We start from the raw sequence: 14,124 nt of genomic DNA, 5'->3' as shown, positions 1-14,124 counted from the left end.
AAGAACCCTACATACCAATATTATAACAAAAAACAAAAATCGAACAATTTTTAAAATTGAGAAAAATAGATTTTTGTACTATAATAATATAGTAATTTCTTACATAAGGAGGAATGCTCGAATGAAGTTGGAAGCGCTGCCAGTAACTCAAGGAAACTACAACCTTACTAGTTATGAAGACACGTACAAGGATTTCGATTGGAATGAGGCCAAAAAGAATTTTTCATGGAATGAAACAGGCCGTGTGAATATTGCTTATGAAGCGATTGACAGGCATGCTGAGTCGTCCAGAAAGAATAAAGTGGCCCTGTACTACACGGACGACAACAGAGATGAAAAGTATACCTTCAGAGAAATGAAAAACCTTACGAACAAAGCAGGAAATGTCCTGAAAACACATGGTGATGTGGAAAAAGGAGACAGGGTGTTCATCTTTATGCCCAGGTCACCGGAATTGTATTTCACTGTTCTTGGTGCACTGAAATTAGGTGCTATCGTTGGGCCTTTGTTTGAAGCCTTCATGGAAGGCGCTGTCAGGGACCGCCTTGAAGACAGTGAAGCAAAAGTACTTGTCACGACGCCGGAATTGCTTGAGAGGGTCCCTGTTGATGAATTGCCGGCCCTAGAGCACGTACTCCTCGTTGGAAATGATGTAGAGGAGAAAGGGAAGTATGTTGATTTCCTCACTCGATTTGAAGAAGCGAGCGATAAGTTGGATATCGAATGGGTTGATCTGAAAGATGGAATGATCCTCCATTATACTTCCGGGTCTACCGGAAAGCCAAAGGGAGTCCTTCATGTCCATAACGCCATGCTTCAGCACTACCAAACTGCCAAGTGGGTTTTAGACCTTCAAGAAGACGATGTGTATTGGTGTACAGCTGATCCAGGCTGGGTAACGGGTACTTCATACGGAATCTTCGGACCATGGCTTACGGGTGCCTCCAATATCATTGCAGGCGGAAGGTTCAAGCCGGAAAAATGGTATAACACAATTCAGAAATACGGAGTGACCGTTTGGTACAGTGCACCTACAGCCTTCAGGATGCTGATGGGAGCGGGAGATGAGGTTGTAAAACAATTCGATCTAAGCAGCCTTAGGCACATCCTGAGTGTAGGGGAGCCGTTGAACCCTGAAGTCATCCGATGGGGAATGAAGGTATTCAACCTGCGCATCCATGACACATGGTGGATGACGGAAACGGGTGGACAAGTGATTTGTAACTACCCTTGTATGGAAATCAAGCCTGGATCCATGGGGAAACCAATTCCAGGTATCGAGGCGGCTATCGTCGATGATCAGGGGAATGAGCTTCCACCATACAGAATGGGGAATCTGGCCATCAAGCGCGGCTGGCCATCCATGATGAATGCCATCTGGAAAAATGAACAGAAGTATGATTCCTACTTCATGCCGGGTGACTGGTATGTATCCGGGGATTCCGCATACATGGACGAGGACGGATACTTCTGGTTCCAGGGCCGTATCGATGATGTCATCATGACTTCGGGTGAAAGAGTAGGACCATTTGAAGTGGAAAGTAAACTGGTTGAACATCCGGCAGTCGCAGAAGCCGGAGTTATCGGAAAACCGGATCCCGTTCGCGGTGAAATCATCAAGGCTTTCGTTGCCTTGCGTGAAGGATATGAAGTAACCGATGAGCTGAAAGAAGAAATCCGCCAATTCGTTAAAAAAGGGCTGGCTGCCCATGCGGCACCGAGAGAGATCGAGTTCAAAGAGAAGCTGCCGAAAACACGAAGCGGAAAAATCATGCGTCGCGTGTTGAAAGCATGGGAACTTGACCTTCCAACTGGTGATTTGTCTACAATGGAAGATTAATTTAAGGGGACCGCTCAGTGATCTGGGCGGTTTTTTTGCTTTAGTTTGTTGGTAGGCGCGATGAAGCTTCTATATTTGATAATGGAACTCCTTGTTTAACTTTAGTGCTTTAAAGCATAAAGAGGGACTGTCCCTCTTCGCGCTTTAAAGCACTAAAGTTAAATAGTGATAAAAAAAGATTGAGCCGCAACAGCGGCTCAATCTTTTTCGATGTTTGTTATCCCTGGTTGTTAGTGTTACCTCCAGAGCCTGAGTTATTTCCCCCAGAACCTGAGTTGTTTCCTGAATTGGAGCCCGATCCGGAAGTAGAGCCGGAGTCATTGTTACCTCCGCTATCATTTCCGGAATCCGAATCTCCGTCTCCTTCTGAACCGTCATCGGAATCACCAGGATCAGGCTTCGGTTCTTCAGGTTTTTCAGGGTCAGGTTTGTCCTCTTTCTTAGGTGGTTTCGGTTCTTCTTTTTCTTTACCGATTCGTACTGTGTTTGATTTGCCAGATTGCTTTCCGGCTACATCCACTGCCACGACATAATACTCGCCGTCACCGAGTGTGGAGACGAGACTTTCATCAGATTTGATACTGGCGACTTTTTGGCCGCTCACTGTGAAGACTCTGTAACCTACGACATCCTTGCTGGCCGAGGCTGTCCAGGTCACTTTATTTCCAGATGCAGTGGCTTTAACAGTACCTGGTGCTGCTCCGTCATCTTCAATCTTGTTTTCTGCCACAAGGATATTCTTATATCGTTCTTCGTCAGCTGGTATCAGCTGGCGAGGATCTGCATTGATTCCATTCAAGATATCCTCAACAAAATCAGGGTTCAATATGACTCCTGGTTGTGAGAATTCTTCAGGAGTAGAGTCGAGAGCTAGATACTTCTTGCCGTTAATCATGACATAACGGCTTTTCAGAAGACTGTCGTCCGTCTTGCTAGGCACATATTGTGCGTTAAACAAGTCGCTTTTCACCAAACCAGCCTGACTGCAGGCCTCTGATGGAAGAAGACCGGATATGCCGCAGAAGGATCGCGTTACGACACCTTTTGGTGCTTGGAATGACGCTTCGGGATCAATCAATTCCGGCGCAAGGTCTCGTGCATCATTCAAGAAGTAAGACCATAAGCGAATGTTCCTCAAACCGTAATGTCCATAGGTATCCATGGCTCTGTACATGGATTTGGGATCGTCATAACCAAACCACGTACCGAATGTGATACTTGGATTTGATGCGATGAACCAGTGATCTTTATAATCCTGGGTTGTACCGGATTTACCGGCCCAATCGGAAGAGAAGTTTAGGAATCTCTTAGCATAACGACCTGTTCCAGCATAGTGATCTAGGGTGTCTCTCATCATGTCGATCGTCAAATATGCTGTTTGTGGACTGAATACATCTACCGGTTCAATTTCATGCTGATAGATAGTGTTTCCATCCTTGTCCACAATTTTATCAATCATGTATGCATCGACGAATTTTCCGCCATTAGCGAACGTTGTATAAGCATTTGCGTTCTCTTCAAGGGTAACTCCGCGTTCCATACCGCCAAGGGATAGGGAAAGGTTCTCTTTTTCCCGGCTTGTCAACGTGGAGAAGCCCATTTTTTCAAGGAACTGGATCGGCTGTTTATTAAAAATTCTTGTATACAATCTCGCCGCAGGTATGTTCAAGGATTCTGCCAGTGCATACCTGGCAGGAATCAGTCCATTGTAGTCAAATGAATAGTTTTGCGGACTCCACATTACTCCATTACCGGCCATAATGGACATTTCCACATCCGGCAACGGAGAGCCAGGTCCGATTTCCCCGAATTCCAAAGCAGGGGCATAAACAAGCAGCGGTTTCATCGTCGAACCGTTTTGGCGGATGGATTGAGTTGCATGGTTAAGCTGTTCCAGCTTAAAGTCCCGGCCGCCGACGAAGCTGATGATTTTTCCCGATTGGTTCTCAATCATGATGGCTCCGACCTGTACAGGGTTTGGAACTTCTACCTCTTCTCCTGTTTCCGGATCAATTTTGGTTCTTGTTAGTTCCTGTCCGTACATTTCATATGCATCTTTTGTCTTTTGCATACTGTCATATATTTCTTTATTAATCGTAGAGTGAATATGGTATCCACGCTGTCTCATTTCCCGGTCAGCGAGTGTTATATATTTCTCATAGAGTTCATCATTATTCGCCAGGTCATCATCTGAGTATCCATCTTTTTCTGCGAGGATCTTCGAGATGACTTCCATTGCCCGGCTCTCAATTTCTGCGGTCAGCCAAGGATAATTATCATTGACTGAAGGCTTGGGACCAATGAAATCTTTTGAAATGTCATAGTTGGAAGCAGTCTCATATTCTTCTTCAGAGATATAACCTTCTTCAAACATGCGGTAAAGCACAGTCTGCATTCTCGTAAGCCCTGGTTCCAGGTTCTCTTTCACTTCTCCTCCATTGGTAAAAGGAGTATAGGCAAACGGTGCTTGCGGAAGGCCGGCGATGAATGCAGCCTGAGGCAGAGTCAGATCTTTCGGCTCAACACCGAAGATTCCTTTCGCTGCAGACTTGACCCCGGCAATATTTCTTCCGGAAGAGTTACGGCCAAGTGTCGCTACATTCAGGTATGCTTCAAGGATCTCTTCTTTTTCAAAGAAACGCTCCAATCGCAGGGCAAGAAGGATTTCCTTGGCTTTCCGGTCGAAAGATACTTCGTTTGTGAGAATCTGGTTTTTAATCAACTGCTGTGTAAGTGTACTTCCCCCGGATTGAGTGGCCGAATTGGTGAATTCCTGTACGATTGCACGCAGGATCGCTTTCGGAACAACTCCATTGTGTTCTTTAAAATATTCGTCCTCTGTTGCGATGATGGCATTGATCAAGTTTTCCGATACTTCATCAATACTAACTTCTTCCCGCTCTAAGTCGGTTCTCATTTTCCCAAGATAGACATCATTGGCAAAATAAAGCTGTGAGGTCTCTTCATAGTTGTAAATATCCTGTTTCATATTGTCGTACGGGCGAATCGGTTCTTCCTTTACCAGAGAGGCAAAATAACCCGCCCCGACACCGCCAGCGAATGCTGTGCCCAGAACAGCCACCACAATAAAAATCAATAATAAATTCCATAGAACCCCATAGGTGATTCTGGCACGCTTTAAAAATCTATTGTTAGTAAAGAACTTGATGACAGGCTGAGATCGCTGCAGTAAAGATTGAAATTTTTCCTTCATATATACACTCCTCCTAAAATCATCTATATTATAGCATATTTCGACCATGTAAAGACCACAATAAGGAATTTACCAAGGGACTGCCTGCGGGGCTTGAAAAACTGGTCGTTACAAGGGGAGGTGTTTTTTACCTGATGGATGGGGAGAGTATTTAAGAATTTATGACAGGTCACTATAATTCTTTTTGTGAATTTGGAGGACTATAGAATTTTAAGAGTGGACTAACATTCTTCAAAGAGATTTAGAGGATGTTAAAATTGAAAAAACGAAAATAAAATCCTATAAAGAGCTTTTAAAGGGACGATAATTTTGAAAAAGCAGAATTAAAGCCCTATAAAGAGCTTCTAAAGGACGCTAATATATAGAAACCAAAATTAAAGTCCAATAAGAGCTTACCAGGGGACGTCAAAAATGAAATTAACTAAACTCCAACCAACAGGTCAATCCACTATCTCCAATTCAAAACTAAAGGTTAATTCCCTCCTCAAATTGACAAAAGGGTTTGAACTATGATAAAAAAAGGATATCTGAAAAACTTTCATAATGAAATGGCTTTGACAGGAACAAGTAGTCCCGTTATCCCTATTGCAGAGAGTCAGTGGCTGGTGGAAACTGACATACATAACGTGATGAATTACCTCCTTGAGCTTTTGCTGCGAACGACTACATTCCATTAGCGGCAAACGGGAAAACCGTTATTTTATCAAGTGGAGGATACTTGTGTCCTTAAGTTGGGTGGTACCGCGTGTTAAACGTCCCTGCATTGGCAGGGGCGTTTTTTTGTGGGGAAATTTGCCCACTATAAAAAATCAGGAGGAAGATAAAAATGGATTTATTACAGGATTTAGAGTGGCGTGGCATAACGTATCAGCAAACAGATGAAGAAGGATTGAAAACCCTTTTAGACAAAGAAAAAATTTCAATCTATTGTGGGATCGACCCTACAGCAGACAGTATGCATATCGGTCACTTGCTGCCATTCCTGACGCTGAGACGCTTCCAAAATCAGGGCCATCGCCCGTTGGTGCTTGTAGGAGGAGCGACTGGACTGATTGGGGATCCAAGCGGTAAGAGTGAAGAAAGAAAGCTTCAGACTGTCGAGTCCATTCAGCACAATGTAGAATGTATTAAAAGTCAGCTGAAAAGCATCTTTGATTTTGAAGGTGAAAGTGGCGCGGTGATGGTCAATAACTTTGACTGGATCGGTCCAATGGATATGGTGACATTCCTTCGTGACTTTGGCAAGCATATCGGTGTCAATTACATGCTTGCAAAAGATACGATTGCATCCCGTCTTGAAACAGGAATTTCCTACACAGAATTTACTTACACAATATTACAGGCAATGGACTTCAATCACTTGTATGAAAATTACAATTGTAAGCTTCAAATCGGGGGAAGCGATCAGTGGGGTAATATTACGACTGGGCTTGAACTGATCAGACGTACAAGAGAAGAGGAATCCAAAGCATTTGGATTTACGATTCCGCTTGTAACAAAGGCAGACGGTTCAAAGTTCGGTAAAACCGAAAGCGGAGCTATCTGGCTTGATCCTGAAAAAACGTCTCCTTACGAGTTTTATCAATTCTGGATCAACACAGCGGATGCTGATGTTGTTAAATACCTAAAATACTTTACATTCCTTTCACATGAAGAAATTGAAGCATTAGCGGAAACAGTGGAAACAGAGCCGCACCTGCGCAAAGCTCAGAAAGCTCTCGCAGAAGAAATGACAAAGCTGATTCATGGGGAAGAAGCTCTTGCCCAAGCGATTAAAATCACAGAAGCTTTGTTCAGCGGCAACATCAAGGAATTGTCTTCTGCAGAAATCAAGCAGGGCTTCAAGGATGTACCATCTTTTTTACAATCCAAAGATGAAGAAATCAACCTGGTAGACCTTCTTGTTAATACAAAGATTTCCCCGTCTAAAAGACAGGCAAGAGAAGATATCGGAAATGGCGCGATTTACATTAATGGCGACCGCACAACTGACCTTCAGCATGTCATGTCTGAAGAGGACCGAATCGATGGCCAATTTACGATCATCCGAAGAGGGAAGAAAAAGTACTTCATGATTCAATACTCTTAAGATATAAAAGGTGCTCAATTGAGCACCTTTTTACTATTGTCATTTCTAATACTTTTTATCGAGCAGGCGGACATTCGCTTTGGAACCGAAAATCATGATGGGAATATTGATCAGGACCCCGAGTGCCATCATATTGATGTTCCCGTGGGTGGCACTGGCCACAGCCACAACGTTATCAATGCATCGGCAATAATGATGGTCGTGATAGCTTGCCTTATTCCTGTATGTGATTTAAGATCCTATTCCTCTCTTCCTCTACAAAAACCTTATAAGCATCCCATAATAGCAGTTACACCGCCGATTAAATGAGGAGAAGGCACTGAGAAATGTGCTGAACATATAGGAGGTTTTCAACAGGAAAATAAAACACAAAAAAAGCCCTCCCAAATGGGAAGGCTTTTTAGGAAGATTAACGAGAGTAGAACTCAACGATAAGTGCTTCGTTAATTTCAGCTGGAAGTTCAGAACGCTCTGGTAAGCGAGTGAAAGATCCTTCAAGCTTGTCAGCATCGAAAGTCAAGAAGTCAGGAACAAAGCTGTTCACTTCAAGAGCTTCTTTAACGATGTTAAGGTTGCGGGACTTTTCACGAACACCGATAGTTTGACCAGCTTGCAGACGGTAAGATGGGATATCTACGCGAGCTCCATCAACAGTTACGTGACCGTGGTTAACAAGTTGGCGTGCTTGACGGCGAGTACGAGCCAAACCAAGACGATAAACAACGTTATCAAGGCGGGATTCAAGAAGTGCCATGAAGTTTTCACCGTGTTTACCTTGCATTTTGCCTGCTCTGTCGAATAGGTTACGGAATTGACGCTCAGTCACTCCATACATATGACGAAGCTTTTGCTTCTCTTGTAATTGTAAACCATATTCAGAGATTTTTTTGCGTTGGTTAGGACCATGTTGTCCAGGTGCGTAAGGACGCTTTTCTAATTCTTTACCCGTACCGCTTAGAGAGATTCCAAGACGACGGGATAATTTCCAGCTAGGGCCAGTATATCGAGCCATTGAAGACTCCTCCTTCGTGTTTTTATTTTGTTGTAAAATAAAAACCGTGTGTGAATTAACAATTTATGAGTATGATGTTTTCATGTACCTTCGCTCCAGCAGCAGAGAGTTACAAGATACACCTCTTAACCGAGGAACAAAATACAGCATAAAAGACTTCACATAGGCTGCTTTTATTTTACACAAAGAATATTATATGTTTTTGAGAGAACTAAGTCAAGGGTCAATCGGAAATTCAGGAAGATACTCGGTCTATGCTGTATCTTATAAAAGATTGAGATTTAGAATATTAAATAGGAATCATTTAAACCTTTATGATATAATTTTAATTGATAGAATAACCGGCAAATTTGTATGTTCATCCTTATCCGTGAAGCCAATCGTTTGGAGGCACGGATAAAGATGAAACACGGGTACATTCATATTACATATTGAGGTCAAGTGAATAATCAGGAACGCAGAGATTAGAGGGACATGCTATGGTAAAGAATGATCGGATAGATATGCAAGTGATCGGATTGGAGAGAGAAGATAAAATATTCCTGAATGACTACAAAGCTCATTTATTCGACTTGATGAATGAAGGATTCAGTGAAGACGCGAGCCAATGCAAGCAATGTCTTTCCGCCTGGCTGAAAGTGGTTCAAAACTTATTGCAGGCAGAGACCGTGCTTTTTTATCAATGGATGGAAAACAGTTATCAGCTTGCCGACAGCCTTTCATTGGACATTCATCCGATGACTGTTTTTCCAGAAACAATAGACGATATCTTTGCGGAAGACGAGCAATGTATTGCTGTAGGGACCCTCACTGGAACGATGTTTGCCAATCTTAATTATGCTTTTCGGTTAATGGATGATAATGGCTGCCCGTTTGGAGTCCTCCTGATTTCCGCTCCGCGGTCGCAATTATCATATGAAACTCTCCGAAGCTTCGGTGAATATAGTTCTTCTTATTTAAGAAAGATACAATATTTTAACCAGGTAGTTGCAGAAGAGCATCGTTACCGGGAACTGTTCAAGGTGAATGAGGCCTTTCACTCCTCCATGGATATTAATATCTTGCTGGGACAAATCATCAGCACGCTGACCAGAGTTTTTCCTGATTATGATTTTCTCTTGCTTCTATCTAATGATAATGACAAAAATCATGGTGATCTTCCTATTAAGGATTTCGATTATGATAGTGCCAACACAGCAGCAATGCAGGCATTTGTCAATGGAACCATTGAAACGGAATTTCAGGCTGCCGAGCAAAAGCTGACCCTGTATGCTCCTTTGAAAGGCAAACAGGGAGTGTATGGTGTACTGGAAGTCATCACAGCCAGTCAATTCAGGTTCCCTGAAAACCACAGAGAATTCATCAGTCTTCTTGCATATACGGCCGGCAGCGCCCTTGAAAACGCCAAACTTTACCAGCAGTCCAGAAGGCTGATTTCCGATCTTCAATTGATCAATGAGACATCACACAGGCTTAATTCTAATTTACGGATGACGGAAACCCTTGCATTTTTGAAAAAACAAATCAAACGCTCTTTCCAGGCTTCTTCAATCGGATTCATCTTTGTTGATGATAAAGAAGAATACAAGATTCTACCTGAAAGTTCATCCTTTTTTCAAAGTTTTGAAGGGGCTTCCTACATAAACTTTGTGAAACGGAAAATCACCAAAGAAAAAGAAGCAATCTTCATAGGGGATATTAGTGGTAAGTTCGGTAAACAAATGTCGTACCTTTCTCTTATGGCGGTCCCGATGGTCCAAAATGATTCCACCATCGGTTTCTGTATCGTCCTTCATAAGGATCCTTATTCTTTTTCTTTTGACATGTACAAACTGCTGCAGTCATTCATTCACCATTCCACCCTTGCATTGACCAATTCCATGCTGCGTGAAAAGTTAGAGGAACTTGTGGAAACCGATCATCTGACACAGCTTTATGCAAGGAACTTTCTTGATGAAGAAATGGTGAGGGCTATGAAGGATGATGAGCAGGGAGCACTCCTGCTGCTTGATATCGATGACTTTAAGAAGATTAATGATACCTACGGCCATCAAACCGGAGATGAAGTCCTTATACAGGTTGCAAAGACCCTGATGGATGAATCTAAAGACAAGGGCTATGCTGCCAGATGGGGCGGAGAAGAGCTTGCAATTTACCTCCCTCACATGACTCTGGAGTCCGGCCAGGAGCTGGGTTCCCGGATAGTTAAGAAAATCCCTGAGGTAACAACCCCTTCAGTGACCGTATCCTGCGGAGTTTCATATTGGAAGGGGCCGAATGATCATGTTAAGGACCTGGTCAAAAGGGCGGATACCTCTATGTACTACGCTAAAAATAATGGGAAAAATCAAGTGGCAACTATTTAATCACCACAACAAAAAGACCTTAGAACACTCATGTTCCAAGGTCTTTTTTGTCTAGTTCCTCCTGAAGGAAAGCATAAATCGGTTTTTATGTAAACGCTTTCTTTTTCTGTTGAAATGTCATATGCTATTAATGAATTCTTATGAGATGAATAGGCCGGCCGACAACCTGCGGTAAAATGTGCCGGAGAGACCCTGTACTGATGGGATAGATAAGATAGCAGCGTTAAGTTCGGATTAGATAACAGGAGGAGAAAGAAATGAAAAAGGAGTTCGAAAGGTTTGAAACGAAAGTCATTCATGAAGGGTACAATTCCAATGAATATAATGATAGTTTAGCACCCCCGCTCTATCAAACTTCTACTTTTACGTTTAAGGATGCCCAGCAGGGTGAAAGGAGATTTGCGGGAGAAGAAGGCGGATATATCTATTCCCGCCTGGGAAACCCAACAGTGTCCATGCTGGAAGACAGGATGGCAGCGCTGGAAAATGGAGAAGCGGCGCTTGCATTTGGTTCCGGTATGGCAGCGGTCTCTGCTGTCCTGCTCTCCTTGACAAAAGCCAATGATCACATTCTCTGTTCTCAAGGGGTGTATGGGTGCACATTCGGACTCTTGAACCTGATGGAAGAAAAATATGGAATCACTCACGATTTTTCGGCTATGGACAATGAGGAAGAAATAAGAAAAAGCATTAAACCGGAAACGGTCTGCATCTATGTGGAAACGCCAATCAACCCGACAATGAAGCTGATTGACCTTGAGATGGTTGCAGGTATTGCCAAAGAGAAGGGAATCCCCGTGATTGTGGATAATACTTTCTCTTCACCATACTTACAAAAACCGCTTGATTCAGGCTGTGATATTATCATACACAGTGCCACTAAATATATTTGCGGACATGGTGATGTCATCGCGGGTATTGTTGTAGGTAAAAGAGAACTAATGGACCATATTAGGATGACTACCCAAAAAGATATCGGCGGAGTGATTTCGCCATTTGATGCCTGGCTGCTGCTGCGGGGCTTAAAGACGCTGCCAGTGCGAATGGACCGCCATTGTGACAATGCCGAAAAAATCGCGGCATTCTTAAAAGAACAGCCTCAGGTCGAGAATCTGTTCTTTCCTGGGGATACCGACAACCCTAACTATGAAACAATGAAAAAACAAATGAGTAAACCGGGCGGATTAATCTCGTTCACGATCAGAGGGACCAAAGAGACAGCTCAGCAATTCATGAATGAGCTGCAATTGATTAAAATCGCGGTAAGCCTTGGGGATGCCGAAACCTTAATCCAGCATCCCGCCACTATGACCCATGCTGTAGTACCGGAAGAGTCCAGAGAAAAAATGGGCATATCCGATACACTTCTAAGACTATCGATAGGACTGGAAGCGTGGGAAGATATCCGGGATGATTTACTGCAGGCATTTAGTAAAGTGAAATAAAGAACAAGACAGAGCCGATGCGGTTCTGTCTTGTTTAGTGGTGGATTGGGAATCCCTGGAAGTACTAGATAAAAATATCTTGGCTCATAACTGGATATCTATAGGCGCAGGGAAGGTTATAAGATTATTAATCTTCCTGAAACCAGAGATAGAGTGTCAATAAAGGTTCATGGGACCAAAAAAGTGCAGAAAATCAGAATAGGGTGTCTCATGAGGGGTTCATAAGACCAAAAATAGCTCAGAAACCAGTTTAGGGTGTCTCATGAAGGGTTCATAAGACCAAAAACAGTTCAGAAACCAGTTTAGGGTGTCTCATGAAGGGTTCATAAGACCAAAAACAGCGCAGAAATCAGATTAGGGTGTCTCATGAAGGGTTCAAAAGACCAAAAACAGCTCAGAAACCAGGATAGAGTGTCTCATGAAGGGTTCAAGGGACCAAAACGAGGATTGCCCGTGTCATGGCAGCCGTTTCTCTATATGCGGAGACGTCATCGAAGGCCCTGCCGTATAGCCATTGAAAAAATATATGAATAATGAAACACCCGAAAAGTTTCATTTCGGGTGTTTTATCATTGCTCTTTTTTCCATATGGAGAGCAACGGTCCGCTGTTTCCATAGACGGGGTCCTGTGAAGGGAGGTCTACTTCTTTAATTTCTATAAACAGCTGAGTTGATTCATTATTCTCATCCGTTTTAAGGTTATGGTCCTTTCCATCAGGATAAGCCCCGGCAACCATGAAATCTTCACTGGCCGTTAATCGTTTGTGCCCGGTGCCGGCCGGCAGAACCACTACATCTCCTGGATGGACCTCGACTTTTTTGCCACTTTCCCCACCGACGATTAATTCAGCTGTTCCCCTGACCACCCCAAGCACCTCATGGGTATTACTGTGGAAGTGATGGTAATCGAAAACCCCGCCTTGCCAGCTGTTTCGCCAGTTATGATCATGGAAAACTCCTTCTGCTTTTTCGGGATCATCCTTGAAAACCCCCTTATAAAGTAAAACAGGAAGATCAGGATTGTTCGGACTCGATCCGCTCTCTTCAAAATATAATGTTTCTACATCTTTGCTCTGCATGTTCCAACCTCCTTTGCGGTATTCTATCATTTGAAATTCCCTTGGTGTATTCGGGGTAAACGTTTGTTTTAAGGGGGGAGTGAAAGGCGGGAGTGAGATATTCAGTTTTGCAAATATAGCAAAAGGAAATTATTAGGTGTGCTGAGAACTTTGTTTGCTCCACAAAAAAGTTGCTGTCGAGCTAGCTGGTTTGGGACATTCTTTCGCCAAAACCCTAAGGAGGATGCCGTCGAGCTAGCAAAATGAGGACATTCTCTCGCCGAAACGTTCGATCCTTCCCCCCTCTCTGGCTTCCTAACTTATTACTCAAAACCACCCGTCGTTGCCCAATGTCTCTCCTCTGAAACTTATCTCCCTGGCCTTAAATATCAAAAAAACCGGGGATAATCCCCGGTTTCAAAATTAAATGTATTTAATTAATGCTCCAACGAGCTCTTCAAGTTTGGCTTTATCCGTTTCATCGAATCTGCTTTTCTCCGGGCTGTCGATGTCCAGAACACCGATCACTTCTCCATCCTTTATCATCGGAACGACAATTTCGGATTGAGATGCTGCATCACAGGCAATATGACCAGGAAAAGCATGGACATCATCGACCAGGTAGGTTTTTTTGTCTTTTACAGCCGCCCCGCAAACGCCTCTTCCGACGGCAATGCGGACACATGCAGGAAGTCCCTGGAATGGTCCGAGAACAAGCTCGCCATCTTCCATGAGATAAAATCCAACCCAGTTAATTCGGTCCAAAAATTGGTTAAGCAATGCAGAAGCATTACTCAAGTTGGCGATGCGATTGCTTTCTCCTTCTAACAGGGCGTGTAATTGTTTGATGACCAGGTCATAGTTTTCTTCGCGGGTACCTTGGTACATAGAAGTTTGAAACATGGAACTCCCTCATTTCTACAGAATGTGATTTCAATATCATAGATTCAACCTTTTCCTGCAAGATTGGCAGGAAAGTGTCGAGAAATACATAAAGGAATAGCGGGTGAAGCGCCGAATTTTATGTAATAACCGGGTTTCACTAATTCTTTAACAAGAGTTGTCCGAGAAAGGATTCTCTGCTTATTGGCATTCCTGAT

Annotated in this window: 8 protein-coding genes and 1 other annotated feature; of the genes, 4 read left to right on the top strand and 4 right to left on the bottom strand. The window is 43.3% G+C overall.

Annotation, left to right across the window (positions count from 1 at the left end):
* Positions 1-121: 121 nt before the first annotated feature.
* Positions 122-1,840, top strand: coding sequence for an acetate--CoA ligase (gene acsA, locus V1502_RS16170; RefSeq protein WP_409251657.1), 1,719 nt, complete (start codon positions 122-124; stop codon positions 1,838-1,840).
* Between the two features lie 217 nt (positions 1,841-2,057).
* On the opposite strand, the gene V1502_RS16165 is transcribed toward acsA, so the two are convergent.
* Positions 2,058-5,054 carry a transglycosylase domain-containing protein gene (locus tag V1502_RS16165; RefSeq protein WP_409251656.1) on the bottom strand — a complete coding sequence of 999 codons (2,997 nt, stop codon included), beginning with the start codon at positions 5,052-5,054 and terminating at the stop codon, positions 2,058-2,060.
* A 545-nt stretch (positions 5,055-5,599) separates the two neighbouring features.
* Positions 5,600-5,817: a binding site (T-box leader), on the top strand.
* A gap of 63 nt (positions 5,818-5,880) precedes the next feature.
* Between V1502_RS16165 and tyrS the strand changes: the two genes are divergently transcribed.
* Positions 5,881-7,143, top strand: a complete 1,263-nt coding sequence (gene tyrS / locus V1502_RS16160; RefSeq protein ID WP_409251655.1) for a tyrosine--tRNA ligase — start codon at positions 5,881-5,883, stop codon at positions 7,141-7,143.
* A 409-nt stretch (positions 7,144-7,552) separates the two neighbouring features.
* Here tyrS and rpsD read toward each other — a convergent pair whose 3' ends face one another.
* Entirely contained in the window at positions 7,553-8,155 is a 603-nt protein-coding gene (gene rpsD / locus V1502_RS16155) for a 30S ribosomal protein S4 (protein ID WP_409251654.1), read from the bottom strand.
* A 479-nt stretch (positions 8,156-8,634) separates the two neighbouring features.
* On the opposite strand from rpsD, the gene V1502_RS16150 reads away from it, so the two are divergent.
* Together V1502_RS16150 and megL are read left to right on the top strand one after the other, a co-directional pair.
* A complete protein-coding gene (locus V1502_RS16150; RefSeq protein WP_409251653.1) occupies positions 8,635-10,521 on the top strand; it encodes a sensor domain-containing diguanylate cyclase in 1,887 nt (628 codons plus the stop codon).
* 257 nt (positions 10,522-10,778) lie between these two features.
* Positions 10,779-11,966: a methionine gamma-lyase gene (gene megL / locus V1502_RS16145; protein WP_409251652.1), complete on the top strand. Its 1,188-nt coding sequence runs from the start codon at positions 10,779-10,781 to the stop codon at positions 11,964-11,966.
* Between the two features lie 569 nt (positions 11,967-12,535).
* On the opposite strand, the gene V1502_RS16140 is transcribed toward megL, so the two are convergent.
* A complete protein-coding gene (locus V1502_RS16140; RefSeq protein WP_409251651.1) occupies positions 12,536-13,045 on the bottom strand; it encodes a cupin domain-containing protein in 510 nt (169 codons plus the stop codon).
* A gap of 402 nt (positions 13,046-13,447) precedes the next feature.
* Entirely contained in the window at positions 13,448-13,927 is a 480-nt protein-coding gene (locus V1502_RS16135) for a GAF domain-containing protein (RefSeq protein WP_409251650.1), read from the bottom strand.
* Positions 13,928-14,124: the final 197 nt, after the last annotated feature.

The sequence above is a fragment of the Rossellomorea sedimentorum genome, assembly GCF_046237645.1.
In the GTDB taxonomy this organism is placed as follows: Bacteria; Bacillota; Bacilli; order Bacillales; family Bacillaceae_B; genus Rossellomorea; species Rossellomorea sedimentorum.
Note: the sequence above shows the minus strand (reverse complement) of the source record. Positions and strands in the feature narration are given on the sequence as shown.